Annotated in this window: 23 protein-coding genes, 1 tRNA gene and 1 pseudogene; 7 read left to right on the forward strand and 18 right to left on the reverse strand. The window is 66.4% G+C overall.

Going from position 1 to position 26,743, the window contains the following annotated elements; translation table 11 throughout:
- Positions 1-46: 46 nt before the first annotated feature.
- The 3 genes from Q7514_RS03710 to Q7514_RS03720 form a co-directional block, all read right to left on the reverse strand.
- Complete coding sequence (locus Q7514_RS03710; RefSeq protein WP_330131872.1) at positions 47-517, reverse strand: DUF5130 family protein; 471 nt, start codon at positions 515-517, stop codon at positions 47-49.
- The gene (ctaJ, locus tag Q7514_RS03715; RefSeq protein ID WP_330131873.1) at positions 504-770 is read right to left on the reverse strand and encodes an aa3-type cytochrome oxidase subunit CtaJ; all 267 of its coding nucleotides are present in this window, start codon (positions 768-770) and stop codon (positions 504-506) included. Before ctaJ ends, Q7514_RS03710 begins: the two co-directional genes overlap by 14 nt.
- A gap of 88 nt (positions 771-858) precedes the next feature.
- The gene (locus tag Q7514_RS03720) at positions 859-1,485 is read right to left on the reverse strand and encodes an HNH endonuclease (RefSeq protein WP_330131874.1); all 627 of its coding nucleotides are present in this window, start codon (positions 1,483-1,485) and stop codon (positions 859-861) included.
- Between the two features lie 215 nt (positions 1,486-1,700).
- Here Q7514_RS03720 and Q7514_RS03725 point away from each other — a divergent pair, with 215 nt between their 5' ends.
- Positions 1,701-2,093, forward strand: a complete 393-nt coding sequence (locus Q7514_RS03725; RefSeq protein WP_330131875.1) for a globin — start codon at positions 1,701-1,703, stop codon at positions 2,091-2,093.
- Positions 2,094-2,121: 28 nt separating this feature from the next.
- Here Q7514_RS03725 and Q7514_RS03730 read toward each other — a convergent pair whose 3' ends face one another.
- The 9 genes from Q7514_RS03730 to Q7514_RS03770 all read right to left on the reverse strand — a co-directional run bounded on the left by Q7514_RS03730 (position 2,122) and on the right by Q7514_RS03770 (position 15,546).
- The gene (locus Q7514_RS03730) at positions 2,122-2,835 is read right to left on the reverse strand and encodes a hypothetical protein (RefSeq protein ID WP_330131876.1); all 714 of its coding nucleotides are present in this window, start codon (positions 2,833-2,835) and stop codon (positions 2,122-2,124) included.
- Positions 2,828-3,262: an acyl-CoA thioesterase gene (locus Q7514_RS03735; RefSeq protein WP_330131877.1), complete on the reverse strand. Its 435-nt coding sequence runs from the start codon at positions 3,260-3,262 to the stop codon at positions 2,828-2,830. Before Q7514_RS03735 ends, Q7514_RS03730 begins: the two co-directional genes overlap by 8 nt.
- Before the next feature lie 3 nt (positions 3,263-3,265).
- Positions 3,266-8,056 (reverse strand): NAD-glutamate dehydrogenase, encoded by a 4,791-nt coding sequence (locus Q7514_RS03740; RefSeq protein ID WP_330131878.1) that lies wholly within the window; start codon positions 8,054-8,056, stop codon positions 3,266-3,268.
- Positions 8,057-8,181: 125 nt separating this feature from the next.
- Positions 8,182-8,598 (reverse strand): acyl-CoA thioesterase, encoded by a 417-nt coding sequence (locus tag Q7514_RS03745; RefSeq protein ID WP_330132012.1) that lies wholly within the window; start codon positions 8,596-8,598, stop codon positions 8,182-8,184.
- Between the two features lie 7 nt (positions 8,599-8,605).
- A complete protein-coding gene (ettA, locus tag Q7514_RS03750) occupies positions 8,606-10,279 on the reverse strand; it encodes an energy-dependent translational throttle protein EttA (RefSeq protein WP_132470675.1) in 1,674 nt (557 codons plus the stop codon).
- Positions 10,280-10,338: 59 nt separating this feature from the next.
- Complete coding sequence (locus tag Q7514_RS03755; protein ID WP_330131879.1) at positions 10,339-11,496, reverse strand: lipase family protein; 1,158 nt, start codon at positions 11,494-11,496, stop codon at positions 10,339-10,341.
- Between the two features lie 3 nt (positions 11,497-11,499).
- Positions 11,500-13,608, reverse strand: a complete 2,109-nt coding sequence (locus Q7514_RS03760) for a cytochrome c oxidase assembly protein (RefSeq protein WP_330131880.1) — start codon at positions 13,606-13,608, stop codon at positions 11,500-11,502.
- 70 nt (positions 13,609-13,678) lie between these two features.
- The gene (locus Q7514_RS03765) at positions 13,679-14,359 is read right to left on the reverse strand and encodes a response regulator transcription factor (RefSeq protein WP_330131881.1); all 681 of its coding nucleotides are present in this window, start codon (positions 14,357-14,359) and stop codon (positions 13,679-13,681) included.
- Positions 14,356-15,546, reverse strand: coding sequence for a sensor histidine kinase (locus Q7514_RS03770; RefSeq protein ID WP_330132013.1), 1,191 nt, complete (start codon positions 15,544-15,546; stop codon positions 14,356-14,358). Before Q7514_RS03770 ends, Q7514_RS03765 begins: the two co-directional genes overlap by 4 nt.
- A gap of 180 nt (positions 15,547-15,726) precedes the next feature.
- On the opposite strand from Q7514_RS03770, the gene Q7514_RS03775 reads away from it, so the two are divergent.
- The gene (locus Q7514_RS03775) at positions 15,727-16,203 is read left to right on the forward strand and encodes a hypothetical protein (protein WP_330131882.1); all 477 of its coding nucleotides are present in this window, start codon (positions 15,727-15,729) and stop codon (positions 16,201-16,203) included.
- On the opposite strand, the gene Q7514_RS03780 is transcribed toward Q7514_RS03775, so the two are convergent.
- From Q7514_RS03780 to Q7514_RS03805, 6 genes are read right to left on the reverse strand one after another with little or no spacing between them, the layout of a single operon-like run.
- Positions 16,188-17,450, reverse strand: a complete 1,263-nt coding sequence (locus Q7514_RS03780; protein WP_330131883.1) for a vWA domain-containing protein — start codon at positions 17,448-17,450, stop codon at positions 16,188-16,190. The two genes, Q7514_RS03775 and Q7514_RS03780, sit on opposite strands and share 16 nt — an antisense overlap.
- The gene (locus Q7514_RS03785; RefSeq protein ID WP_330131884.1) at positions 17,447-18,346 is read right to left on the reverse strand and encodes an AAA family ATPase; all 900 of its coding nucleotides are present in this window, start codon (positions 18,344-18,346) and stop codon (positions 17,447-17,449) included. Before Q7514_RS03785 ends, Q7514_RS03780 begins: the two co-directional genes overlap by 4 nt.
- Entirely contained in the window at positions 18,343-19,224 is an 882-nt protein-coding gene (locus Q7514_RS03790) for an XdhC family protein (protein WP_330131886.1), read from the reverse strand. Before Q7514_RS03790 ends, Q7514_RS03785 begins: the two co-directional genes overlap by 4 nt.
- A gap of 33 nt (positions 19,225-19,257) precedes the next feature.
- Positions 19,258-21,672: an aerobic carbon-monoxide dehydrogenase large subunit gene (locus Q7514_RS03795; protein WP_330131887.1), complete on the reverse strand. Its 2,415-nt coding sequence runs from the start codon at positions 21,670-21,672 to the stop codon at positions 19,258-19,260.
- A complete protein-coding gene (locus Q7514_RS03800) occupies positions 21,669-22,157 on the reverse strand; it encodes a (2Fe-2S)-binding protein (RefSeq protein ID WP_330131888.1) in 489 nt (162 codons plus the stop codon). Before Q7514_RS03800 ends, Q7514_RS03795 begins: the two co-directional genes overlap by 4 nt.
- Positions 22,158-22,161: 4 nt before the next feature.
- Positions 22,162-23,043 carry an FAD binding domain-containing protein gene (locus Q7514_RS03805; protein ID WP_330131889.1) on the reverse strand — a complete coding sequence of 294 codons (882 nt, stop codon included), beginning with the start codon at positions 23,041-23,043 and terminating at the stop codon, positions 22,162-22,164.
- Positions 23,044-23,334: 291 nt separating this feature from the next.
- On the opposite strand from Q7514_RS03805, the gene Q7514_RS03810 reads away from it, so the two are divergent.
- From Q7514_RS03810 to Q7514_RS03830, 5 genes and pseudogenes are all read left to right on the forward strand, one after another.
- A complete protein-coding gene (locus Q7514_RS03810; protein WP_330131890.1) occupies positions 23,335-24,033 on the forward strand; it encodes a DedA family protein in 699 nt (232 codons plus the stop codon).
- A gap of 50 nt (positions 24,034-24,083) precedes the next feature.
- Positions 24,084-24,157 (forward strand) — tRNA-Arg (locus Q7514_RS03815).
- Positions 24,158-24,264: 107 nt separating this feature from the next.
- The gene (locus Q7514_RS03820; RefSeq protein WP_330131891.1) at positions 24,265-24,693 is read left to right on the forward strand and encodes a DUF1801 domain-containing protein; all 429 of its coding nucleotides are present in this window, start codon (positions 24,265-24,267) and stop codon (positions 24,691-24,693) included.
- A 229-nt stretch (positions 24,694-24,922) separates the two neighbouring features.
- Positions 24,923-25,312: pseudogene (locus Q7514_RS03825) on the forward strand (DUF3556 domain-containing protein); the annotation flags it as partial.
- Positions 25,309-26,742: a phytoene desaturase family protein gene (locus Q7514_RS03830; protein ID WP_330131892.1), complete on the forward strand. Its 1,434-nt coding sequence runs from the start codon at positions 25,309-25,311 to the stop codon at positions 26,740-26,742. The pseudogene Q7514_RS03825 and the gene Q7514_RS03830, both read left to right, overlap by 4 nt.
- The last annotated feature ends 1 nt before the right edge of the window (position 26,743 follow it).

Consider the following 26,743-nt stretch of genomic DNA (forward strand, 5'->3'; position numbering starts at 1 on the left):
GATGCGTCGCAGCAGTGCTGCCGATGTCTTGCGGCGCCGCAGGGTTCTACGGGGCGATGATCGCGTTGGCGATCACGCGAATGGCGCTGATGATGCCGTCGATGAGCTGGCCCTGGCCGAACGGTCCGACCGCAGCGGTCACACCGAGCTGAGCGATCCGGTCGGTGACCTGGGTGGCGTCGCGTCCGCTGCGGATCTCGACGGCCTTCTGGTTCGGGTACACCGCGATGAGCACCGAATTCTCGGCCTCGGGCGTCGACGGGAAGACCGTGTCGGTGGCGGCGGCCGGGTCCGCTGCGTCGGCGATGTACACGTTGAAGCGCACACCGGTGGCGCGGATTGCGGACGTGAGCGTGTCGTCGAGGTCGATCATCTCGTCGTCCTCGAACGGCGGGCCCGCGAACTCGATGCTGTCGGCACGGGCCTCGGAGATCCGGCCGCTCGAGGTCAGCGCCGCAGCGTGCGGCAGGGGCGCGTCGCTGCGCGCCGGGGCATGAATCACGTCACCACTTGCCACTTGCGGTACCTCCGATCAGCTCTGCCGGTGTACCGGCTGCGTGCCCGTGATGTGCATGACGACCGTGCTCGGTCACCTCGTCGGTGGCGGTCCACAGCAGCGCACCGTGGTTCCATTCGTCGCCGAGTGTGTACGGGTGATCGGACGCAGCCGGGCCGGGCTTGCGGGGCGCGGTCCAGGAGAAAGCCCCGAAGACCAGAACGATCAGCAGCGGGATGCCGACGAATATCAGCGTTGTCTCGAGAATGCTCACAGGGAGAAGGTATCCCAGGTGGCTACGAAAGACCTCACATGCCCCGGATTTGGTCCCGCCCGGGGAGCGGATTCCCCGACCTCACCCATCAGGCAGCGCCCTCGCCGAGGTACGGAAGCCAGGTCGGATGCAGGTCCTGCAGTGTGGCCAGCAGACGCCAGTGCCTGCCCTTCGGCGGAACCAGGGACGCACGCAGCGTCCACCCGAGCTCGCTGAGCAGTTTGTCGGCCTTCTTGTGGTTGCAGGGTGCACAGCAGGCCACGCAGTTCTCCCACGCGTGCGCTCCACCGCGACTGCGGGGAACGACATGATCGATGGTCTCGGCCTTGGAACCGCAGTACGCGCAGCGATTGCCGTCGCGATGCATGAGCGCGGCCCGGGTCATGGGTACCCGAGCGTGGTAGGGAACCCGCACGTAGGTGCGGAGCCGGATCACCGACGGCAGCTGTACCGACCATTCGGCCGATCGCACCATCGGTGCGAGCGGGTCGTCGTGCACCGTGTCGGCCTTGCCTCCGGCCATCAGAACTACGGCACGTCGTGCGGGCAGGGCGGTGAGCGGCTCGTAGGTGGCATTGAGCAGCAGCACCCGACGTTTCACCCAGTCGGGAAGACCGACGTCATCGCGTACTACGTGCAGGGTGGTGGCCCCCGGCGCCCTGCTCGGGGCGTCCGCGGGCGGAAGTTGTCGATGTGCTGTGCTGCCGTGCTTCATACGACCTCCGGAAGACTGGAAACAGTGCACCACGGATATCTCGAAATCGCACCCGAAATCCGCGGACGAATCAAGGACCGCCCGGTGAACATCCTGTGTCGTGGGTACCGGCGGGTACGCGACCCCGTATGGGCACGGCTGCGTCGGTGCGGGCACAATGGGCGCTGACCGGCACGGGCACAATATGGGGCTGAGAGGGAGGTACGCAGAACACGATGACCGACCAGCAGACCTTCTACGACGAGATCGGCGGCGCCGAGACCTTCCACAAGATCGTCGCGCGCTTCTACGAAGAGGTAGCGAAGGACGAGATCGTCCGCCCCCTCTACCCCGAGGAAGACCTCGGCCCGGCGGAGCGCCGGATGCGGATGTTCCTCGAGCAGTATTGGGGTGGTCCACGCACCTACTCGGACGAGCGCGGTCACCCGAGACTGCGGATGCGCCATCATCCGTTCAAGATCGGCCCCCTCGAGCGCGACGCCTGGCTGCGATGCATGCACACCGCGATCGCATCGATCGACGATCGAACCCTCGATGCCGCGCACCGTCGTCAACTCGTCGACTACATCGATATGGCGGCGAATTCCCTGATGAACTCGCCGATCTGACCGGCCGGGTCACCGGACCGAGCAGTCGTCAGATGACGCTCAGGCCGAGTCCTCCACTCTTGCGCAGGTAGACCGAGCCGAAGCGGGCATCGAGCCGGAGCCAGATGTTCGAGGTACGTACCCGTACCACTTCGTCTGCGGCGATTCCGTCGGCGACCATCGTGTCGCGGCCGGTGGTGGGCACGAACCCCATCGCCCCGAGTGCAAACACCATCCGCATGGGCACCCCGACGGTCGTCTCATGCCCTCCTGCGGTCTCGCCTGCGCTGACCTCGAGGACCTCCTGCGCCAGGAGCGACGCCGGCGGTCCCTGTGCTCCCGCGTCGCGGGTCAGCGCCACACCCTGCTGGGCGAGTTCGACGAGAACCCGGGCCGGAACATCGTCGACATGTACGAATCCTTCGTCCGGCGGTAGTGCCCCCCGCCATGCCGAATCCATCGCCCACCCCGGGTCGATCGCATTCGCAGTACCCACCGACGCGGTGAGTGCGGCCCGCAGTGAATCCGCGGCGACACAGAGGTCGGCGGGGTGGACGGTTCCTCGCACGATCCGGGCGGCGAGGACCTCGAAGCCCGTCTGGATCCAGGCAGCGAGCACGCCGTCACCTCGACGTCGCAGCCGCACGACCGCGGCCTCGTCGAGACGCACCGCGCGGGTGAGGAATGCGGCGAGGTCGGTGCGGTCGTGCTCGCCGGCGAGAGCGACTGCGCGCTCCCCGAATCCCGCCGTAGGGTCAGTCACGTTTCCACCGCAGCAGGTAGGCGCGCTCCTCGCCGGTGAGCCGACGGAGTCGCTGTGTGTCGATGTCGAACGCGGCGATCTGGGTGGACGCGACGATCGAGGGCGTCGAGTCTGCGGGAGCACCGCCGGGTCGCACCTCGTAGCCGATCGTGAAGTCCACCGCGCGCACCTTCTCGGTCCACATCATGACGTCGAGGGGGCCGTCCTCGTGCCGCAATTGACCGCGATAGCGGACGTGGAGGTCGGCGATCACGGCCCCTTCTCGCAGACTCTGGGTGGGTCGCCCGTCGGCGAACAGCCACGGTATGCGGGCTTCTTCGAGCAGGGTCACCATCCGCGCGTGGTTGATGTGCTGGAAGACGTCCATGTCGGACCACCGCACGGTGACTTCCGTGTGGAATCCGAACTGCTCGCCCGCATCGCTCACGCGTTACCTCCGATCGGGTGCGCCGGTGCGCACCATGCTCCTGATCTGTCGTGCGGCCACCGACAGGGTGGCCAGGTCCAGACTCCCAGACGCGAAGATCTCGTCGAGTGCCGACCTCGCGCGCACGAGCCGCGAGCCGTTCGACATCTCCCAGTCCTCGATCATCTCCGGGCACGTCTCCCCCGGCTCTGCCCCGGCGAGGACGTCGAGGACGAGCGAGCGCAACGATCCGTACAGTTCGTCGCGCAGGGCAAGGCGCGCAAGGGAATGCCACCGGTCGCCACGTTCGAGTTCGGTGACCGCGGACAGCAGCCGGTCGATACCCAGGTGCGCGTCCATCGCGTAGTACAACTCCGCGACCTCGGTTTCCTCCCGTTCGACGATGTCCGCGATGTCGATGACATCGAGTAGCGGGAATTGGTCGAGTAGCCGATACACCACCGCGACCATGTCCGGAGGCGCCTCGTGCGACAGGATGTGCCGCGTCCGTTCCTCCAGGTCCTGTACGTGGTGACCGCGCATCCACTCCCCCACCTGCGGCGCGAGACTCGCGAACAACTGCCGGTAGCGGCTGATCTCGGCCCCCACGGCCAGCGGTTGTGGTCGATTCGACAGGAGCCACCTCGACGCGCGGTCGAGCACTCGACGGGATTCGAGCAGCAGATCGTCCGCGATGTCGGTGGGAAGGTCGGCCGATCGGACACGGTCCCAGATCCCGCGCAGGCCGAAGATCTCGGTGACCGCGGCGAACGCGCGGACCGCGTCGGTGCGGGAGGCCCCCGTCTCCTCGCAGAGGCGGAAGACGAAGGAGACACCGCCGTTGTCGACTGTGTCGTTGGCCAGGATCGTCGCGACGATCTGCCGGCGGAGTGGATGTGCCTTGATGCCAGCGCGGAACCTCGTACTGAGCGCCCGCGGAAAGTAACCGGGCAACCGGGTCGCGAAGGTGTCACTGTCCGGCAGGTCGGTGTCGAGCAGGTCGTCGACGAGGGACAGTTTGACGTGGGCGAGCAGTTGCGCCAGTTCCGGTGAGCTCAGTCCCTCTCCGTCTGCGCGGAGCTGTTCGATCAGGGTGTCGTCGGGGAGTGCGTCGAGGATGCGGTCGATCCGCCGCTCCTTCTCGAGTTCGGCGATGAGCCGCTGGTGGACACCGAGCAACGCGGGCGCGGAGTCCCGTTCCAGGCCGAGGACGCTGTTCTGGTCGATGTTGTCCGCGAGGACGAGTTCGGCGACGTCGTCGGTCATGGAGGCGAGCAGTGGGTTGCGGTCCTCGGCCTGGAGGTCGCCGGAGGTGACCATCGAGTCCAGCAGGATCTTGATGTTGACCTCGTGGTCGGAGCAGTCGACACCGGCGGAGTTGTCGATCGCATCAGTGTTGATCTTTCCGCCGTTGCGGGCGTATTCGATCCGGCCGAGTTGGGTGACACCGAGATTGCCGCCCTCGCCGACGACCCGGACACGCAGATCGGCGCCGTCGACGCGGACCGTGTCGTTGGCCTTGTCGCCGACGTCCGCGTGCGATTCGGATCGCGCCTTGATGTAGGTGCCGATGCCCCCGTTCCACAACAGATCGACGGGTGAGCGCAGGACCGCGCGAATCAGTTCGGGCGGTGTGAGTTCGGTGACGTGACCGGGCAATCCGAGTGCCGCGCGGGCCTGTTCGCTGATCGGGATCGACTTGCGGGTGCGTTCCCACACCCCACCTCCCGCCCCGATCAGAGCCGGGTTGTAGTCCGCCCAGGACGAGCGAGGCTTCTCGAACAGCCGGCTGCGTTCCGCGAACGAGGGCGCCGCCTGCGGGTTCGGGTCGAGGAAGATGTGGCGGTGATCGAACGCGGCGACCAACCGGATGTGTTCGCTCAGGAGCATCCCGTTGCCGAACACGTCGCCGCTCATGTCACCGACTCCCACCGCGGTGAAGTCCTGACTCTGGGTGTCGACACCGAGTTCACGGAAGTGCCGTTTGACGCTCTCCCATGCTCCGCGGGCGGTGATCCCCATTTCCTTGTGGTCGTATCCGGCCGATCCTCCGGACGCGAATGCGTCGCCGAGCCAGTACTTGTACTCGGCGGCAACCGAGTTGGCAAGATCGGAGAAGGTGGCGGTGCCCTTGTCCGCGGCGACCACGAGGTAGGTGTCGTCATCGTCGTGCCGTACCACTCGCTGCGGCGGAGTCGCTGTGCCGCTCGCTCGGTCGAGGTTGTCGGTGAGACCGAGCAGGGCAGCGATGAATCGTCGGTAGCAGGATTCGCCGGATGCCCGTACGGCCTGCCGATCCGCGGCAGCGTCGCCGGTGGGGGTCGGTGGGTGTTTGACGACGAATCCGCCTTTGGCGCCGACCGGGACGATCACCGCGTTCTTCACGGCCTGTGCTTTCACCAGACCGAGGATCTCGGTGCGGAAATCCTCGTGACGGTCGGACCAGCGGAGTCCACCGCGCGCGACCGCACCGAATCGCATGTGGACGCCCTCGACTTCCGGTGAGTACACGAACACCTCGAACTTCGGCCGTGGCTCCGGCAGTTCCGAGATGCCGCTGGGATCGAACTTGAACGCCAGGGTCCGACCCCGCGCCTCGTCGTCCGTTTCGGGCACGAAGAAGTTGGTCCGCAAGGTGGATCGGATCAACGACAGCATCGCCCGCAGGATGCGATCGGCGACGAGTGCGGTGACGGCGTCGATCTTCTCGAGCAGTTCGTCGGTGATCGTCTGCTCGCGGACGTCGGATGCGTGATCGGGATCGAATCGGGCGGCGAACAATTCCACGAGCAACGCGGTCGTGCCGGGCGTGCCCAGCAGGACACCTTCGATGTTGTACTGGCTATACGGAAAACCGGTCTGACGAAGGAATTTCGCGTATGCGCGGAGCATTGTGGCCTGTCGCCAGGTGAGTCCGGCGCGAAGCACGAGTTCGTTGAAACGATCCGTCTCGGCGTGACCACGCCAGACAGCGGCGAACATGTCGGTGATCCGGCCCGCGAGTGTGGGGTCGGTGTCGAACAATCCGGGGTCGAGGTCGTTCGGAAGGTGCAGGCCGAAGTCGTAGATCCAGCAGTCGACGCCGTCGGATCTCGGCAACAGGTAGGGCCGTTCGTCGACGACTTCCACGCCGAGGCTCTGTAACACCGGCAGGACACGGCCGAGCGTCACGGGTTCCGACCCGATGTAGAGGGTGAAGCGCCAACTACGGTGATCTTCGGTGTCGGACCGGTACACGAGTGTGTCGAAGTCTCCCGGGCCGAGAGCTTCGAGACGCATCAGGTCGGAGAGCGCACGTTCGGAACTGAAGTCCTCCTTGTACGCCTCGGGCGCGGCGTCGACATACCGCTGGACCAACTCCGGGTCGACACTCGGATGGGCCCCGGCCACCTCTGCGAGCCGGTCTTCCCAGCTGCGGCTGACCTCCGCGAGCAGCGCCTGGATTCGCTGCCTGTTGCTGTCGGAGGTGTCGACTCGGGGATGTGCGTGCTCGGGAAACCGGACGGTCACATGTAGCAGCGCAAGGTCGCCCTCGGACACCCGCGCGGTGTAATCGAGAGTGCCTCCGCCGAATTCGTGGAGCAGTATGTTCTGCATCCGGACCCGGACCTTCGTCGTGTACCGGTCGCGGGGAAGGTACACCAGGCACGACACGTATCGCCCATATGTGTCGACCCGGACGAAGAGCCGCACCTGCCGACGGATCTCGACCACGGACGTCACCGTCGCGTAAAGGGTCTCCTGGTCCATCGACAGCAGTTCCGCGCGCGGCAGGGTCTGCATGATCTCGAGCATCGACTGACCGCCGTACGACGACAACTCGACACCGGCACGGGCGATCACGGTCCGGGCACGCCGACGCAGCAGCGGGATGTCGAGGATGTTCTCGTGCATCGCAGTCACGGTGAGTACCCCGAGGAAGCGGTGCTCACCGACTGTGCGTCCCTCGGGGTCGAGGATGCCCACGCCGACGAAGTACGGATACACCGAACGGTGCACGGTCGCGGGCCGCGCGCCCTGGGTGAGCACGAGAAGTGGTCTGCGTTCCGGATACACCTCGGCGGGCAGATCGATCGGATCTGCAGTCTCGGACACCGTGCGCAGCACTCCGAGGCCGCTGCGCGGGACCGGGCGGGACAGGCATGCTCCGTCGGCGTCGGGTACGCCGAATTCGTAACGGCGATACCCGAGACCCGCGTAGTTGCCGCGGGCCAGCCACCTCAGCAGCTCGGCGGTCTCGGCGAGATCGGTCGTCACGTGGCCGAAGGTCGGATCGACTGCGAGCGTGTCGAGCTCGTCCGCGAGCCGGTTCTGCAGAGTGCGCATGGCATCGGTGTCGACCACGACCTGCCGCACATCGTCGAGCACACCGTCGATTTCACCGTCGATCCCGGCCAGGACGTCCGGCGGGGTGGTCGGGTGCAACTGGATGTGTATCCACGATTCCGCAGGCTCGTCGATCTGCAGTGCGCCGTCCGGCGCGATGTCGAGGAGCACGCCGTCCGGGTCGCGGTGTACCGCGAAGACGGGGTGGACCAATGCGGTGATCATCGCACCGAGACGAGAGAGCAGTGCGGTGACCGACTCCACCAGCAGTGGCATGTCGTCGGTGACGATCTGGACGGCGGCACCCACCGCGTCGTCCCGCCGGTACACACGCGTCGCGGTCGTGCCGGCGGGACGGTCGAGTCCGAGCGCCAGATGCGACGCCGCGGCGGCCTCGGGATCGCGGATTCCGTCCTGAGACTGCAGATACGCGCCCTCCAGGACTCGCACCGTAGACGAAAGATCGCGCGAAGCCGCGGATTCCGTCATCAACATCACTCTCCTCGCTCGCCGCCGAAACCACAGACACCGCGGACGGGCCCGTTGTCGAGCCTATCCGCGGCGTCCGATGCCAGGAGGCGAAAGCGTGAGCGTTCACCGATCCGATCCTGTTGTCAGGTCGTCGCAGCAACCCGATGCCGGGCGAGTACCGAGCGTTCACCGTCGGTGATGGGTCTCGGACGCTCGGTCGTCATATCGAACCCGACCAGGACCGCGTCGCCGCGGGCGCACACCCCGCCGTTGCGATCGAGCACCGCGTGCCTGAGCGTGTAGGAGGTGTTCCCCACGTGCATCGCGGTGATCTCGACCGTGACCGGCCCCGACTCGTATTTGATGGGACGAAGGAACTCGACGTCCATCTTCCGCACGACGATCGCGAGGTGCCGCATCTCGTCGGACTGCAGGAACTTGATGCGTCCTTCCTGCATGTATTCGACGACCTTGGCGTTGTTGACGTGTCCGAGCTGATCCGAATCGCCCCAACGAACCTCGACCTGAGCCCGATAGGGCTCGCCCGAGATCGCGGCCATTTCCTGATCAGTCACGTGTCAGCTTCCGGTGCGTGACGCGGTGCGGGCGTGCCGCGTCGGCGCCCAGTCGCTCGACCTTGTTCGCTTCGTACGCTTCGAAGTTGCCTTCGAACCAGAACCACTTGCCCTCTTCGACGTTGCCTTCCCACGCGAGGATGTGGGTACAGGTGCGGTCGAGGAACCAGCGGTCGTGGGAGATCACGACGGCGCAACCCGGGAACTGCTGCAGCGCGTTCTCGAGCGAGCTCAAGGTTTCGACGTCGAGGTCGTTGGTCGGTTCGTCCAGCAGGATCAGGTTGCCGCCCTCTTTGAGGGTCAGCGCCAGGTTCAGGCGGTTGCGCTCACCACCGGAGAGCACCTCGGCCTTCTTCTGCTGGTCCGGTCCCTTGAACCCGAAGGCGGAGACGTACGCGCGGGACGGCATCTCGTTCTGGCCGACCTCGATGAAATCGAGTCCGTCGGAGACCACCTCGAACACGCTCTTCTTCGGATCGATGTTCGCACGGGACTGGTCGACGTAGCTGAGCTTGACCGTATCGCCGACCTTGACGCTGCCGCTGTCGGGCTCTTCGAGGCCGACGATGGTCTTGAACAGCGTGGTCTTACCGACACCGTTGGGGCCGATGACACCGACGATGCCGTTGCGCGGCAGAGTGAAGGACAAGTCCTTGATGAGGACGCGGCCGTCGAAGCCCTTGTCGAGGTGCTCGACCTCGACAACGACATTGCCCAGACGCGGAGGCGTCGGGATCTGGATCTCTTCGAAGTCGAGCTTGCGGTGCTTCTCGGCCTCCGCAGCCATCTCCTCGTAGCGCCCCAGACGGGCCTTGTTCTTCGTCTGCCGAGCCTTGGAGCCGGACCGGACCCACTCGAGCTCCTCCTTGAGACGCCTCTGCAGCTTCTGGTCCTTCTTGCCCTGGACTTCGAGGCGCTCGGCCTTCTTCTCGAGGTAGGTCGAGTAGTTGCCCTCGTACGGGTGCAGCTTGCCTCGGTCGACCTCACAGATCCACTGCGCGACGTGGTCGAGGAAGTACCGGTCGTGAGTGACGGCGAGGACTGCGCCGGGGTACGACGCCAGGAACTGCTCGAGCCACAGCACCGACTCGGCGTCCAGGTGGTTGGTGGGCTCGTCGAGGAGCAGGAGGTCGGGCTTGCTCAGCAGCAGCTTGCACAGCGCGACACGGCGTCGCTCACCACCGGAAAGGTGGGTGACGGGCTCGTCCGGCGGCGGGCAGCGCAGCGCATCCATGGCCTGCTCGAGCTGCGAGTCGATGTCCCATGCGTTGGCATGGTCGAGCTCCTCCTGGAGCTTGCCCATCTCGTCCATGAGCTCGTCCGAATAATCGGTGGCCATGAGTTCGGCGATCTCGTTGAAACGGTCGAGCTTGACCTTGATCTCGCCGAGGCCCTCCTCGACGTTCTGCTTGACCGTTTTCTCTTCGTTGAGCGGGGGCTCCTGCAGCAGGATCCCGACCGTCGCCTCCGGATCGAGGAACGCCTCACCGTTGCTGGGCTGATCCAGGCCCGCCATGATCTTGAGGATGGACGACTTACCCGCGCCGTTGGGCCCGACGACGCCGATCTTCGCGCCCGGGTAGAAGCTCATGGTGACGTCATCGAGAATTACTTTGTCACCGTGCGCCTTGCGCACCTTCTTCATCGTGTATATGAACTCCGCCATGGCGACCAGCGTATCCGTCCCACGCGTAGATCCCACATCCTGCGGTTCCGGCAGCTGGATCAAGGTGCGGCGAACAGCGCCGCGACGAACGGGGTGGTGTCCGGCAACGACGCGGCCATCGTCTCGGAGTGCCCTGTCGGATACGTCCGGAACTGCGGCGCTGCGCCCCCGGCGGTGAGATCGGCGGCGAGCGCGAACGACAGTGGCGCCGGCACCATCGTGTCGTGCAGGCCCTGGGCGAGGAACACCGGCCGGTCGTACCCCGTGACGGGAACTGCCAGGTAGTCGGTGAACGCCGCACGGAACCGGTCGTCTGTGAGCGGTCTCTCGAGCAGGTCGCCGATGCCCACTCCGGCGTAGCGCTCGGTCAGCTCCTCGAAGCAGAGGTCCTCGGCAGCAGCGAGCACCTCGCGGCCTGCATCGGTGAGATAGCCATCGAGACCCAGCGCCGGATCCGCGTCGCGCAGGCCTGCGAAGATGTACGCGCTGAAGGTCGTGAGGCCGTCGAGACCCAGATCCGGGAAGCCGGGGAAACCGACCGGGAAGACACGTTCGAGATTGGACGGTGCACCGGTCGTCACGGTGCCGCGAAAGTCGAGCTCGGGTGCACGCGTCGTCGCGAGATGTGCGGTGTGGAGCGCAGCGTGGCCGCCTTGAGACTGTCCGACCACGACCCACTCGTCGGACAGTTCCGGTTCGACGGCGTGGCCGGCACGCACGATGTCGACAACGCTGTTCGCCGCGCTCTGTCCGTCCAGGTAGCGGTGCAGCCCGTCGCTGCCCAGCCCCGGATAGTCGGCTGCCACCACCGCGTAGCCCTGGCCCAGCCAGTGGTCGAGGTAGGCGGTGTCGCGGGCGCTGCGCGGGGTGCGCGAAGGCGCGCAGGAGTCCGACAGTCCGGTGGTGCCGTGCGCCCATGCGAGTACCGGCCACCCGCCCGCGGGTGCCTCACCGGCCGGCAGGAACACCACCCCTGTACCGACGGTGTCCTCCCCGGAGCGCCATTGCGTCCGGTAGGTGATCGTCTGAGCGCTCGCCGCACCCGGCACCGACAACGCCATCGGCAGCGTGTCCGCCGACACCACCGACCCGGGGGTGGGCGCCGCGCCCGCCACCGGTGCGGCGACACACGCGACAGCTACGGCGCAGACACAGGTGAGAAGTCCCCGCCACGCCGCGTGCACTACCGGTACGGATACCACTCGGGTCCGGGCCATGAATCAGGACGCTACGTGGTCTGTACCCGATTCACCTGTCCGAGTTCCATCGGATGCGGCGGTGTTCGGCGCTCTGCTCTCCGCTCCAGCGCTGTCACGACGGGCCAACTCGGCGAACATCGCGTTGTGTGCGGCCAGCTCCGCATCGTCGTCGCGATCGGCGGCCCGGTCGACGCGGCGGGCCACGCGTTCGTCGCTGCGCGACCACTGCACCACCAACGCGATCATCACGAGTACGAGCGGGATCTCACCCGCCGACCACGCGATACTGCCACCGACCTTCTGGTCCGAGAACAGGTCGGCGTTCCACGGCAGCGCCAACCCGCGGTAGTACGACTCGGCCATGACCGAACCCATGCTCATGAGGGTCACGCCGAAGAAGGCGTGGAACGGCAACGAGCCGAACACCATCGCCAGCTTGGTCACGGGCTGCACCTCGCGCGGCGACGGGTCGACACCGATGACCACCCAGTAGAAGAGGTAGCCGCTCAACAGGAAGTGCAGGTTCATCAGTACGTGCGCGGTGTGGCTGTCGGCGAATGCAGTGAAGATTCCGCCCAGGTACAGCGCATAGAACCCGCCGACGAACATCAGCGCCGCGACGAGCGGGTGCGTGAAGAAACGTGACGGGGGGCTGTGCAGGAAATCGAGGATCCATTCGCGCGGCCCGGGAGGGGCGCCGCGCCCGGCGGGTTTGAACGCGCGCAACGCGAGGGTCATCGCACCACCGAGGGCGAGCAGCACCGGGGTGAGCATCGACATCGCCATGTGGGCACCCATGTGCACGCTGAACATGGCCGGTGAATACATCCCGACACCCGAGCTGGTCGTCACGAGCAGGACGAAACATCCCGCGAACCACGCGATCGACCGACCGACCGGCCACATGTCACCGCGCTTGCGAAGCGTCCACAGCCCGATCGCGTACCCGGCCGCGAGCACCAACGCCGCCGTGCCGAAGATCAGGTCGAACCGCCATTCGCCGAAGAACAGGTTCATGAAGGTGGGCGGTGCGCTGAGGTTGTAGCCGAGCTCCACCTCGAGCACCGAGGGTGCCGCCGCGGGCGGGGGCGGCGGTGTACGTCCGAGCCCCACCGCCAAGCCCACGGTCGCGGCGAGGATGAGCGATTCGACCGCCGCGAACCGCACGAACGCCGCGCGGTTCGTCGGATCGGCCTCGAGGTCGGGCAATGCGCGCCGTCGCTGCGCCCAGCCGAAGATGCCGAGCACGACCAGGGCCACCGTCTTCGCAACCACCAACCGGCCGTACGTGGTGGTGAAGAGGTCGTCGAGCGACACCCGCACCGCGGAGTTGATCACACCGCTGATGGCCATCACCACGAACGCGATGGACGCGACGAAGGAGAATCTCCGGGCGGCCAGATCGGAGTACTCGCCCCTGCGCCACGCGTGGGCGAGCACCGCGAACAGGCCGCCCGCCCAGATAGACGCCGCCCCCAGATGCAGCACCAGGCTGTTGGTGGCCATGTCGTGGGAGCCGCCGCTGGACGAGTGTCCCGTCAGTGCGATCGGCATCAACGTCACGAGCGAGAGCACCAGCAGATACGGTGTCCACGACCAGCGCAGGGCCAGCCGGATCAAGATCGCGGTGATCAGTGCGAGCACTGTGGTCCACGCCCACGCGAGTGACGTCTCGACTTGGCCGAGGGCCGAGAACAGATTCTCCGGCCTGATCGCCTCGGAGAGCGGCTGACCGGAAGTGTCCGACAGCGTCAACGGCACCATCAGCGCCGCCGTGACCGCCCACACCATCGCGGAGGCACCCGCGGTCCGCACCGCACGGTAGCCGCCGACGTCGAGAACGCCGTTCGCTTGGGGAGGCACGAGGAATGCTGCGAAGAACAATGATCCGATGGTCAGAACCGTCGCGATCTCGGACACCGCGCGCACCGTCGGCAGGCCGTACGTGGTGAGCGGACCCGGGTCGGGAATGCCGAGTAGCACCAGTGCCTGCGCGGCCGACAGACCCACCACGATTGCCGCGACCATAGCCGCGACGACGCCGAAGAGGACGAACAGCGCTGAGGTGTTGCCACGCGCAGGGGCCGGCGCAGCCTGCGGCGCCTCCCGCTCGAGATCCGGTGTTGCCATACCTACAGGGTAGGACCTCGCAGAACCCCGCTACGACGCCCCGTCGGAGACTCGGGTCACCCACCGGCGCTCAGTCACGTAGCGTTTCTCCCGGAGTGACGATTCCGTGGTCGAAGGCGTACACGATGGCGGCGGCCCGGTCGCGAAGATCGAGTTTGACGAAGATGTGGCCGACGTGACTTTTCACCGTCACACCGGCGATACCGAGTTGCTGCGCGATCTCCGCGTTACTGGATCCGCGCCCGATGAGTGCGAGTACATCGACCTCACGGGCGGTCAGCTCGTCGAGCCCCTTGCTGCCGTTCCCAGTGGGCTGGGCGGCGGTGCGATAGGTGGAGAGCACACGACCGGTCACCGTGGGGTCGAGGAATCCGTCACCCGCCGCGACCCTCCGCACCGCGCGGATGAGATCCTCCGCCGGGGAGTCCTTGAGGATGAAGCCCTCCGCTCCGGCACGCAGGGCGCCGGACAGCAGTTCGTCGTCGTCGAACGTCGTGAGCACGAGCACCGGCGGTGGGGTCTCGAGGGATCGAAGCGCGCGAGTCGCCTGAATGCCGTCGACGTTCTTCATCCTGATGTCCATCACGACGACGTCGGGGTTGTGTTCGGCCACCGCGCCGGGTACCTCGGCGCCGTCGGCGCACTCATCGACGATCACGAACCCGTCCTTGCGGCGGAGAATGCGTCGCAGGCCGGACCGTACGAGTTCTTGGTCGTCGACGAGGAGCACCCCGATCTCCGGGGCGGTCATGTCAGTCCCGGGATGCGGCGCACGATCGGGCACGAGTCTGCGGTGAGCGGGACGCGAGCGCGCACGGACCATCCCCCGTCGTCCGGGCCCGCGCGCAGTTGACCACCGAGCAGCGCCGCGCGTTCACGCATGCCGCGCAGTCCGGAGCCCACCTCACCGCTCGGGGGCGACGCCGGGACATGGAGACCGTTGTGGATCCGCAGTGAAAGCCACTGGGCCCCGATCTCGAGTCGCACTTCGGTCTTCGCAGCGGGAGCATGTTTGACGATGTTCGCCAGGGACTCCTGACAGATGCGGTAGATACCGTGCCCGACGGCGCCTGGGGCCTCGTCCATCTCACCCGACATCTCGAAGGTCACCGGGACGCCCGCGCGACGGAAGTCGTCGATCAGCTCGGGGATGTCTCCGATCGTGGGTTCGGGGCGGGTACTCGAAGGTCCAGCATCGAGGAGACCCACTGTCCGCCGGATGTCGGCCATCGCTTCGCGTCCCAGTCTTTCTGCGTCGGTCAGGGCATCGACGGCTTCGTCGATGTCGCGGTCCTGCTCCAGGGCTCGGCGCGCAGCAGTCAGATGCAACAGCGTGACACTCAGCGAATGCGCCACGACGTCGTGGACCTCGCGGGCGATCCGTTGGCGCTCGGAGGTCGCGGCCTGCTCGGCCTGGATCGCTTGGGCGGCGCGCTCCTGGTGCAGAAGGCGTAACTGGGTGAGGAGCAGGCGCCCGATGATCCACCCGAGCACGACGGCGCCGAGGTAGTACAGCCCGCCGTCGAGGTTGCCGGCGAACGCGAACGCCGTGAGCGTCGCTGCGGCCGCGGCCAACGCACCGACGCTGACAGAGAAGGGTGTCATGGCCGCGATCTCGCCGACCATCAACACGAGAACGAGTGGGGCGAAGTCGAAGGCCGCGTCCGGTGGCCGCACGAGCAGCAACGAAGTCGCCCCCAGCACGACGAGTCCCATGAGCAGCCGTACGAGCATCGAATCCGGTTCGACCAGGTCGCCCACGATCGGTGCGGTCGCAGCGATCAGTCCGAACAGGAGCGCCCATCCCGGGGGCACGAGCCCGTCACGCTGCGCCACGGCGATACAGGCGACGACGACCATCCCGATGTGCCCGAACAACATCACACCGACCGGGTAGTCGTAGCCACTCGCCGCCATACGACGGCGGAAGAACGCCATCAAGTCCACACGACCAGCGTAGGCGGAGAAATCTTCAGCGGCGTCGTTCCCGGAGCGGATCCGTTCTCCGCCCACGGTAGGAGAGAAAGACTCGACGGTGGCACGACGAAACAGGGGCCGGATCTCCGTAGCGTTTCCCTCGAGAACAGTGAACGCACCGGATTCAGGGAGTTGACCGAGATGTCCTGGGAAACATACAGAGCACGGCGCGCTGTACTGGACAACGTGCTGACCCGAGCGCAGGTAGACCTCGACTCGGCGCTCCGGTTCGATGAGATACCCCGCGCAAGGGAGCTTTTCGGATCGGGAGACAACATCCTTCTCACCTTGCAGCGACAGTGGACCACGCACCTCGCCGTCCGGCTCGATCAAGCGCTCGAGGACGGCACGTCACTGGACGCAGCGTACGTCCGGCTTGCGGACGATATGCCGACGATTCGAGCAGTTCTCGACGCAGGCACCCACATGTCACCGACGTTGCGAAATGTTCGGCGCGGTGAGGTCGCAATGATCAATGCCCACAAGGCAGTCGAGCGCGACACACCACGCACACACGGTGTGCTCCGCAGACTCCGCGATCGGGCGGCAGCCGTGAAGGCGCCGGTGGCACCCATGAGCACGGCGACCCTGTGGGCCGGCAACTACGCGTGGAGGTGAGACCGAGCGTTCGACCCCGCAACCCGCTCGAACGGCGATGTCCGGCGGCTCTCGAGCTGCGCACCGGCCACGACATCGATCGCGCCGCGCAGGGCGGTGAGAGTGTCTGCCGGTAACAGCGCATCGCAGTGCTGCAGGGCCGCCGCCATCGACCCTGTCGCCGGCGCGAAGTCGCGCAGGCCCGCGCGCGGGTTGAGCCACACCACCCGATGTGCGCGACGACGGATCTGCGTCATGACCCGCGCCAGATCCTCGGGATCGTCGCTGTCCCAGCCATCCGAGGCGATGACGACGATCGCGCCGCGCAGCGCATGCCCACGATGTGAACGGAGGACGCAGGACAGTGATCCAGCGATGCGGGTCCCGCCGAAACGCGTCTCGACGTGGTCGTTGACAGCGTCGATCACCTGCTCGACGGATCTGTTCTTCAACGTCGGTGTCAGGCGGGTCGCCGTGGTCGAGAACGCGAAGACCTCGGCATCGCCCGCGCGCACGACGGCGCGCATCAGGTGTAGATAGATATCGGCGTAGGCGCGCATCGAGCGGCTGACGTCGCAGAACAGCACGAGTTGCCTGCGACGCCGCGCAGGTCTGGTGTGGACGAGTCGTACCGGTTCGTACCCGGTGTGTCGTGACGCCGCGATGCTCGCGCGCAGATCGAGTCGTCCGCTGTGATGCGATTCGCGGCGGCGGCTGACCCGGGTCGGCCACGTCACCGCGGCATGCTCGAGCCACGAGGCAATCTCTGCCAGACGAGCCGGATCGAGGTCTGAGAACCGCTGGTCGGCGACGGCCTCGAATACGCTGGGCAGTCGCTCGCCACGTCTGGAGTTGTCCTCCGGAGCCCGGTCTCCGAGGGCGCCGGTGACCGAGCGCGTGACCCACGGCACGTCGCCGCCCGCTTCGGGCCGGCGGCGGCCTACGTTCGAAGCATCGGTAGAAGGCCGATCCTGGCCGCCGTCGTCGAGTCCGGCACGGCGAGCATGCGGATCCATCGGCACCGCGCCGTGGTCGAACACCGCCGAGAACACGGCGTCGAACTTCTCGAGGTTGTCGCGTCGATCCACGAGCGTGAGACGCGCCGCCCAATACAGCTGCGAACGAGTGCGCGGGGGTCGTATACGCAACGCCCGGGTCAGTGTCGCGGCACCGTCGAGGGTCACGGCGATCCCGGATCGACGGAGCCGATCGGCGAGAGCCACCGCAAACGCAGCCCGGTCGATGCCCGGCAGTAGAAGAGCGGTCACGGCGCACCGGCCACCACGAAATCGGCGAAGGCCTCCCCCATTGCACCGCGGTCGTCGGGGGTCTTGGCGAGTGCCGCCAACGACACACCGGCACCGGGACGACCCAGATCCGAGACGCCGAGGGCCGAGAGCGCGGACACCCAGTCGATGGTCTCCGCGATGCCGGGCGCCTTGTCCAGGTCGAGTCCGCGCACGGTCGCAACGAAATCGGTGGCCCGTTCGATCAGCGCCGCACTGGCCTCCGGCACCGTGCGCCGCAGAATCGCGACGGCACGCTCGCGATCCGGATAGTCGATCCAGTGGTACAGGCATCGTCTCCGCAACGCGTCGTGCAGATCGCGGCTGCGGTTGGACGTGAGCACCACGACGGGACGTTGTGCGGCAGTGAGTGTTCCGAGTTCCGGGACGGTGACGGTGAACTCACCGAGGAACTCGAGGAGGAGTGCCTCGAATTCGTCGTCGGCGCGGTCGATCTCGTCGACCAATAGAACTGCCGGAGCAGCACCCTGATGTCGGACGCACTGGAGAATCGGGCGTTCGAGCAGGTATTCCTCGGTGTAGAGGTCGTCTTCCGTCGGCGTGCTCCCGTGGGCTTCGGCGAGCCGGATCGCGAGTAGTTGACGTTGATAGTTCCAGTCGTACAACGCCTCCGAGATCGACAGCCCCTCGTAGCACTGCAGCCGAATCAGCGGGCTCCCGAGGACATCTGCAAGCACCTTCGCCGCCGTGGTCTTGCCGACACCGGGTTCCCCTTCGAGAAGAAGCGGACGGCCCAATTCGACCGCGAGGTACATCGCGGTCGCGGTGCCCTCGTCGAGAAGATGATCGCGGGCATCGAACCGTGCGACGACATCCTCGACGTCGTCGAATACCCACGGTCGCGCCGAGTCGGTCACGCTGCGTGTTCCTTCTGGTAGGCCCGTCGGCAGCCGGGGCAGCAGAACCACACGTCGGTGCCGGCGACGACGAGGTGCGGTGTCGACTCCGCGACCGTCACCGTCATCCCGCATACCGGGTCGACCGCCGTCCGCGGAACGGGACGTGCCTGCTTCGGTAGTCGGGCGAGTTCGCCGCTGCGCACGGCCCGCACGATGTCGGCGATGATCGACAACCCGATCTCCGCCGCGGTCCGCGCCCCGACGTCGAGTCCTGCCGGGGTATGCACACGGGCGCGTTCGGGAGCGGTCAGATCCATCTCGTCGAGGACGGCCGCGCCGCGTCCGGGGCTCGCGACGAGACCGATGTAGCCGGCGTCCGCGTCGAGCGCCGCCCTGATCACACTGGCTTCGTCGCCACCGTGTGTCGCGATGATCACCGCTGCCGAGTCCCGTGGAACGTCTGATCCTCGAATCTGTTCCACCGTGTAGTCGACTCTCCGGGCGAAGTCTGCGACGGCCTGGGCCACCGGTGAGGAACCCGACACCGCGACGACTGTGGGTGGCAACCGTGGTTCGAGGAAGATCTCCATCGCCCCTCCCGACATGCAGGGGTTGACGGCGATCGTCGCGCCCGGAGTCTCGGGGAAGTCATCGTATTCCGCGGGCAGCACCCGCAACAACAGGCTCTCACCCCGATCGAGCACCTGTTGGGCTGCTGCACGCACCGAGGTCTCGGTGCACTGCCCACCCACGAAGCCTTCGATCGTGCCGTCGAGGAGAACGAGCGCGCTGTCGCCGGAGTGAGCCGAGGTCGGAGGTTGGGCCCGGACCACCGTCGCCCGCACGAACGGCCGCCGTTCTTCGTGTAGCTGTGTCTCACGGACGCTCAGATCCATGCCCGCGCCTCCTCTCGCTCCGGGAGCGGTCCATCAGATCGGGGGTGTCGCCCGACCCTGCATCGCTTCCCACACCCGCGACGGGGTCAACGGCATATCGGCGTGCCGCACCCCGAGCGGCTTCAACGCATCCAGTACCGCATTGACGATCGCCGGCGGCGAACCGACCGTGGCGGATTCGCCGATTCCCTTGGCACCGATCGGATGGTGCGGCGACGGGGTGACCGTGTGTCCGGTCTCCAGTGTCGGCACCTCGAGCGCGGTGGGGATCAGGTAATCCATGAACGAGCCGCCGAGGCACGTGCCGTTCTCGTCGAACGCGATCATTTCCATGAGGGCCATCCCGATGCCGTCGACGATGCCGCCGTGAATCTGCCCTTCGATGATCATCGGGTTGATCCGCGTGCCGCAGTCGTCGACGGCGAGGAAACGGCGGACCGTCACCTCGGCGGTGCCGGGGTCGATGTCGACGACACAGAAGTACGCGCCGTACGGGTAGGTGAGATTCTCGGGGTTGTAACAGATCTGGGCCTCGAGACCACCCTCGATTCCCTCGGGGAGATCACCGGCGCCGTGCGCCCGCATCGCGATGTCCTGGATCGTCACGGCGGCAGACGGATCGCCCTTGACGTGGAAGGAACCCTTGTCCCACTCGAGGTCGGCGACGGAGACTTCGAGCATGCCGGAAGCGATGATCTTCGCCTTGTCGCGCACCTTGCGTGCAACGAGGGCTGCGGCTGCCCCCGACACCGGCGTCGACCGGCTGCCGTAGGTGCCGAGACCGAATGGAGTGGCATCGGTGTCGCCGTGCACGACATCGATGTCCTCGGGTGGGATGCCGATCTCCTCGGCGACGATCTGCGCGAACGTGGTCTCGTGTCCCTGCCCCTGGCTCTGCACCGAAAGACGCACCACTGCTTTGCCGGTCGGATGCACCCGCAGCTCGCAACCGTCGGCCATGCCGAGACCGAGGATGTCCATGTCCTTGCGGGGGCCCGCACCGACTGCTTCCGTGAAGAACGCCATGCCGATGCCCATCAGTTCGCCGCGGGCACGCCGCTCGGCCTGTTCGCGGCGCAGATCGTCGTAGCCGATCATGTCCATCGCCTTGCGCATGGTGGTCTCGTAGTCGCCCGAGTCGTACTTCCACCCGGTCTTGCTGGTGTACGGGAACTGGTCGGGCCGCAGCAGGTTCTTCAGCCGCAGCTCCGCCGGATCCATCTCGAGATCGAATGCGAGACAGTCGACGAGTCGCTCGACGAAATACACAGCCTCGGTGATCCGGAACGAGCACGCGTACGCGACTCCGCCGGGCGCCTTGTTCGTGTAGACGGCCGTCATGTGGCAGTAGGCCGCTTCGATGTCGTAGCTGCCGGTGAAGACGCCGAAGAACCCGGCCGGATACTTCACGGGCGCGGCGGTGGCATTGAAGGCGCCGTGATCGGCAAGGACCTGCGACCGGATCGCGAGGATCTTCCCTTCCTCGGTCGCTGCGATCTCGCCGACCATGATGTAGTCGCGCGCGAAACCTGTGCTCATCAGGTTCTCGCTGCGATCCTCCATCCATTTGACGGGCTTGCCCAGGACGAGCGACGCGACGATCGCACCCACGTAACCGGGGTAGATCGGAACCTTGTTGCCGAATCCACCGCCGATGTCGGGTGAGATCACCTGGATCTTGTGTTCGGGCAGACCTGCCACCAGGGCATACAGCGTGCGGTGCGCGTGCGGTGCCTGGGACGTCGACCAGAGCGTCAGCTTTCCGGTGACCCGGTTGTAGTCGGCGACGGCGCCGCACGTCTCCATCGGTGCGGGGTGCACTCGCGGGTAGACGATCTCCTGTCGGGCGATGACGTCGGCTTTCGCGAAGACCGCGTCGGTCGCTGCGGCATCGCCCGCTTCCCAGTCGAAACAGTGGTTGTCGGTCTTGCCCTCGAGATCGGTGCGGATGACGGGTACGTCGGGTGAGAGAGCCGTACGGACGTCCACGACGGGGTCGACGATGTCGTAATCGACGTCGATGAGTTCGAGGGCATCGCGGGCCGCGTAATGGTCCTCGGCCACGACGAACGCGACCTCCTGCCCGTGAAACCGCACCTTGTCGGTAGCGAGAACCGCCTGCACGTCGTTCGACAGGGTCGGCATCCACGCGAGACCCTTCTCCGCCAGGTCGGCGCCGGTGATGACGGCCTTGACCTTCGGATGCGCCAGCGCCGCTGAGGTGTCGATTCCGACTATCCGAGCGTGCGCGACCGGGGAACGCAGGATCGCCATGTGCAGCATGCCGGGCAGTGTCACGTCGTCGACGTAATGGCCCTGCCCACGGATGAACCGGGGATCCTCCTTGCGAAGCATGCGACCGTGACCGCACGGCTTCCGGTCGTTGTCCGCAGTGGCCGGGTCTTCTTCTGTTCCCTGGACTTCGAGGTCCGGTTCGACAGCGGTCATGACGTGACCTCCGCATCCTGCTCGGAATGTGCGTTCTCGGCCGCCCAGCGCACCGAGCGCACGATGGTGGTGTAGCCGGTGCACCGGCAGATCTGACCGGAGATCGCCTCGCGGATCGTCGCTTCGTCCGGGTCCGGATCGCGGTCGAGCAACGCGCGGGCGGTGATCATCATGCCAGGCGTACAGAATCCGCACTGGAGTCCGTGGCAGCGCATGAAGCCGTCCTGCACCGGGTCGAGGACGCCGTCCTTCTCGAGACCTTCGACGGTCCCGACCTCGTGGCCGGCGGCCATCGCGGCGAGCGTCGTGCAGGACTTGACGGGTTCGCCGTCGATCGAGACGACGCAGGTCCCGCAGTTGCTGGTGTCGCAACCCCAGTGGGTTCCGGTCAGGCCCAGATGGTCGCGGAGGAAATGGACGAGCAACGTGCGCGGTTCGACGTCGGCCTCGACGTCTTCGCCGTTGACGGTCATCGAGATCTTCATACCGTCACGTCCCTTCGGTCGAGTCGAGTCGTTCCACCGCGCGGCGCAGTGTCCGCACGGTCAGTTCGGAGGCGAGGTGATGCTTGTATTCGGCGGTGCCCCGCTGGTCGGATTCCGGATCGCATGCAGCCGACGCGAGCGCTCCGGCCTCTCGGTACAGCTCCTCCGACGGAGCCTTGCCACAAAGCAGATCCGCGATCGCAGCGAGTGCCTCGTCGTCGGCACGGACCGCGGTGAGGCCGACTCGGGCGTCGGTTATCGCTCCGCCGGACATCCAGACTGCGGCGCCGGCCGCAGCGACCGCCCAGTCACCGGTACGCCGCTCCACCTTCGCGTAGGCACTCGAACCCGCGCCGTGTCGCGGCAGACGGACCTCGACGAGTAGCTCATTGCTCGCCACCGCTGTCTCGTAAGGTCCGAGGTGGAACGCCGCGAACGGCAATTCGCGCACACCCGACGGACCGCGGAGGACACACGTGGCGTCGAGCACCGCGCACACCGTCGAGAGGTCTTCGGCCGGGTCGGCCTGACACAGCGAGCCGCCGATCGTGCCGCGGTTTCGCACGACCGGATCGGCGATGACCTTCTCTGCGTCCCGGAAGATCGGGAACACGGCGGCGAGGTCGTCGGCTTCGAGCAACGCGCGGTGACGGGTGAGAGCTCCGATACGGACCGCCTCGGGGTCGATCTCGATGTAGTCGAGCTCGCCGCCGAGGTCGTTGATGTCGACCACATGCTCGGGATTGGCGAGCCGCAGCTTCATCATCGGAAGAAGACTGTGCCCGCCCGCGATGACCCGGGACTCCTCACCCAACCGGTCCAGCAGGCTTATCGCGTGCTCCACGCCGGTAGCGCGCTCGTACTCGAATGGGCCCGGAACCTGCATGTCTCACTCCCGACCTAGGGTGAATCCCACCACATCGAACATGCCGCATGTATGCCATCCCCGTGGTGCCCAGGGTAGCGCCGACGTGGGATTTCGGAGTCGAAATCGGACTATTGCGACCGACCCTCGGTTCGATCCCCGACGGGAAGCGCGAGCGGGCCCAGCGCAGGTGCGATCGAGGCAGCCGTCGCCGAGACAAGATCAGGGAGTCACCCTGATGTGCACACACACGAGGGCGAATACCGTAGAAGCAGCAACCTATGTGACCCCCGACAGGAGCAACGCCGCCCCATGGACGTGATCAACGAATTCATCATCGGCCAGGCAGCGGCCCTGTGGGTGTATCCACTCCTGTTCTTCGTCTGCGTCGTCGACGGTTTCTTCCCTCCGGTGCCGAGCGAGACAATCTTGGTCACCCTCGCATCCCTCTCGGGCTCGACCGGCAAGCCGTACCTGTGGGTGGTCATACCACTCGCGGCGCTGGGCGCGATCGTCGGCGACAACATCGCCTACACCATCGGACGGAAGGTCGGCACCGAGCGATTCGCATGGATGCGCAAGCCCAAGGCCCGAGCAGCGTTCGGCTGGGCACGCAAGGGTCTTGACAAGCGCGGCGCGGCGATCATCATCACCGCCCGGTACATCCCGATCGGCCGGATCGCCGTGAACATGACCGCCGGAGCGACGCGGTACCCGCGGAAGAAGTTCGTGCCGCTGACGATCATCGGAGGGATCACCTGGGCTGTGTATTCGTCGATGATGGGACGGCTCGTGGGCGGCTTCTTCCACGAGCAACCGCTACTCGGCGCAGTCGTCTCGATCTGTGTGGCGGTGGTACTGGGCATCGGGGTCGATCATGTGATGCAGAGGCTGCAGACCGGCAAGGTGGACGTGATCGACGAAACCGACGCCGAATCATCACCGCGAAGCGACGTCGCGACGGGCACCGCCGATGATTCCGAAGAATCCGGACCCACCCACACCACATGAGCCGACCCAATCCACAGCCACTGCTGCGGCCCCGTTAAGATTTTGGCCGCGCCCCCGTAGCTCAGCTGGATAGAGCAAGAGCCTTCTAATCTCTAGGTCGCAGGTTCGAGTCCTGCCGGGGGCACCTCACGGTCGCGAGCGCCTGCCGAGCACGGTCAACGGCGGTACGGTACCTCACATCGAACCGCATGATGCACGTCCGGCCGCGCAAGCCGCACCAGGAGGCCTCCCATGACCGATCCCAAGAAGAACGAGACGGGACCGAAACTCCTTTCGGGCGGCAACCCACAGATCCCCAAGGGCGAGGGAAACGGCCCCGTCGCGGCCTACATCGCCGCCATGCCCGAGTGGAAACGCGATCTCGGCGAACGCTTGGACGCTCTCATCGTCTCCGCGGTCCCAGATGTCCACAAGGCCGTCAAGTGGAACCAACCGTTCTACGGCCTCGAGGGCGACGGCTGGTTCCTGTCGTTCCGATGCTTCACCAAATACGTGCAGGTGCAATTCTTCCGGGGGACGTCGCTCGATCCCGTCCCGCCGAAAGCCTCCAAGCACGACGAGGTTCGCTACCTCGACATCTACGAGGACGACGAACCGGATGAGGACCGCCTCCGCTCCTGGGTCGAGCAGGCCGCGCGGTTACCCGGTGAGAAGATGTGACCGAACACGCGAATCTGCAGTCGCTACCACACCGTGCGGCGCGATTGGGCCTTTGTCCCCGGGGGACAAAGGCGGCATCCAAGCTGAGCCCGCTGGGCCATTCTCCGTCACCCTGAACCCGCATAGTGTCGTGAATCACAGGACGACGAAAAGGTGATTCAGGCATGACGGCTATCGATTATCTGGTGTGGGACCACGTGACAGAGCGCGGCGACGACCCGTGCGTCCGTGCAACTCGGTCGTTGCGTTCAACTTCGGCGACGGGCACTTCCACAGCAAGGGTCTGATCGATGCGATCCAGCGGCGCTGCAACTTCGCTCCCGGCGAGTTCCTCGTGACATGGGTCGAATCGCAACCCATGCACAAGAGCACCCAGGAGTACCAGGTGATCTATGCAGCGCTCGGCGTCGTCGAGCGAGGCACCTTCGAGGTCACCGATGCCACCGCGGAACAGCCGTGGCTGCCGAACGGCCCGATCCCCGTGAACGTGATCTGGACGATCGACGTGGACGTCGATCGGGCGCTCACCGACCCGGGGACACTGTCCGAACCGAAGATGCGTCACCGCCCCGCACCACCGAGCCCTGCAACGCCCACCGGGAAGGAGACTCGTCGATGAGCACCGCGGTCGTGGTCGGTAGCGGTCCCAACGGGCTTGCTGCCGCCGTCCATCTCGCACAGCACGGTGTGGACGTTCAGGTTCTCGAAGCCGCCGACGAGATCGGTGGGGGCACTCGGTCTGGTGAGCTGACCGTGCCCGGTCTGATCCACGACCACTGCTCGGCCTTCCACCCGATGGGAGCCGGCTCCCCGCACCTGCAGACCCTCGCCCTCGAACGCTACGGTCTGCGGTGGCGGTGGCCCGAAATCGATTGCGCTCATCCCCTCGACGGAACCGACGCGGCATTGTTGCACCGTTCGTTGGAAGACACCGTTGCAGGCCTCTGCGACGACGGGCCTCGGTGGCACCGAATGTTCTCCGATCTTGCTTCCGGATTCGATGATCTGGCAGCCGATCTCATGCGACCGGTGCTCCACGTCCCTCGGCATCCGCTGAGGCTCGCGGCGTTCGGTCCGCGCGCACTGGCCCCCGCAACCGTCGCGGCCCGCTGGTTCCGGACGCGGCAAGGTCGCGCGCTGTTCGGTGGCGTCGCCGCGCACGCCTATCATCGACTCGACCGACCGGCGACCTCCGCGGTCGGCCTGATGATCACCGCCGCCGGGCACCGCTACGGATGGCCGGTGGCCGAGGGCGGCTCCGCCGCGATCACCCGGGCGCTCGCGGCCATGCTCGCCGAACACGGAGGCAAGATCCACACCGGCGTGCACGTACGCAGCTCCGCGGACATTCCCACCGCCGACGTAATCCTGCTCGATATCGCTCCCGGAGCAGCGCTGACAATTCTCGGGTCGGCGCTTCCGAAACGGGTCGCGAAGGCATACGGAAGGTTCCGTCATGCCCCCGGCGCGTTCAAGGTGGACTTCGCGATCGACGGACCCATCCCGTGGTCCGACCCGGCCTGTGCCGGGGCGGGCACCGTCCACCTGGGCGGCGATTTCGACGAGATCGCCCGGGCGGAGCGTGAAGTGACCATGGGTCGGCTGCCGGACCGGCCGTTCGTCTTGCTGGGCCAGCAGTATGTCGCCGACTCGACTCGTTCGCGGGGGCCACTCCACCCTGTGTACGCGTACGCCCACGTGCCTGCGGGATTCACCGGCGACGCGACCGGCGCGATCGTCGGGCAGATCGAACGATTTGCACCAGGGTTCCGCGACCGCATCGTCGCGCAGGCGACCAGCTCCCCGGCCGACCTTGCCGTCGACAACCCCAATCAGGTGGGCGGTGACATCATCGGCGGCGCCAACGCGGACCTGCAGGTGGTGTTCCGCCCGCGAATCGCCCGCGACCCGTACAGCACCGGCATCGACGGGGTGTATCTGTGCTCGGCGTCGACGCCTCCCGGCGCGGGCGCCCACGGGATGTGCGGATACAACGCGGCAGAATCCGCGCTGCGCCACCTACGGCAGACGGGCAGGACACTTCGTTGAC

This window comes from Rhodococcus artemisiae (genome assembly GCF_036327795.1).
Classification (GTDB): Bacteria; Actinomycetota; Actinomycetes; order Mycobacteriales; family Mycobacteriaceae; genus Rhodococcus; species Rhodococcus artemisiae.

Coding starts and splice junctions, on each gene's coding strand:
- Q7514_RS03720 (WP_330131874.1), bottom strand. CDS start 1,485: ATGAAGCACGGCAGCACAGCACATCGACAACTTCCGCCCGCGGACGCC.
- Q7514_RS03725 (WP_330131875.1), top strand. CDS start 1,701: ATGACCGACCAGCAGACCTTCTACGACGAGATCGGCGGCGCCGAGACC.
- Q7514_RS03740 (WP_330131878.1), bottom strand. CDS start 8,056: ATGACGGAATCCGCGGCTTCGCGCGATCTTTCGTCTACGGTGCGAGTC.
- Q7514_RS03745 (WP_330132012.1), bottom strand. CDS start 8,598: ATGGCCGCGATCTCGGGCGAGCCCTATCGGGCTCAGGTCGAGGTTCGT.
- ettA (WP_132470675.1), bottom strand. CDS start 10,279: ATGGCGGAGTTCATATACACGATGAAGAAGGTGCGCAAGGCGCACGGT.
- Q7514_RS03755 (WP_330131879.1), bottom strand. CDS start 11,496: ATGGCCCGGACCCGAGTGGTATCCGTACCGGTAGTGCACGCGGCGTGG.
- Q7514_RS03760 (WP_330131880.1), bottom strand. CDS start 13,608: ATGGCAACACCGGATCTCGAGCGGGAGGCGCCGCAGGCTGCGCCGGCC.
- Q7514_RS03765 (WP_330131881.1), bottom strand. CDS start 14,359: ATGACCGCCCCGGAGATCGGGGTGCTCCTCGTCGACGACCAAGAACTC.
- Q7514_RS03770 (WP_330132013.1), bottom strand. CDS start 15,546: ATGGCGTTCTTCCGCCGTCGTATGGCGGCGAGTGGCTACGACTACCCG.
- Q7514_RS03775 (WP_330131882.1), top strand. CDS start 15,727: ATGTCCTGGGAAACATACAGAGCACGGCGCGCTGTACTGGACAACGTG.
- Q7514_RS03790 (WP_330131886.1), bottom strand. CDS start 19,224: ATGGATCTGAGCGTCCGTGAGACACAGCTACACGAAGAACGGCGGCCG.
- Q7514_RS03795 (WP_330131887.1), bottom strand. CDS start 21,672: ATGACCGCTGTCGAACCGGACCTCGAAGTCCAGGGAACAGAAGAAGAC.
- Q7514_RS03800 (WP_330131888.1), bottom strand. CDS start 22,157: ATGAAGATCTCGATGACCGTCAACGGCGAAGACGTCGAGGCCGACGTC.
- Q7514_RS03805 (WP_330131889.1), bottom strand. CDS start 23,043: ATGCAGGTTCCGGGCCCATTCGAGTACGAGCGCGCTACCGGCGTGGAG.
- Q7514_RS03810 (WP_330131890.1), top strand. CDS start 23,335: ATGGACGTGATCAACGAATTCATCATCGGCCAGGCAGCGGCCCTGTGG.
- Q7514_RS03820 (WP_330131891.1), top strand. CDS start 24,265: ATGACCGATCCCAAGAAGAACGAGACGGGACCGAAACTCCTTTCGGGC.
- Q7514_RS03830 (WP_330131892.1), top strand. CDS start 25,309: ATGAGCACCGCGGTCGTGGTCGGTAGCGGTCCCAACGGGCTTGCTGCC.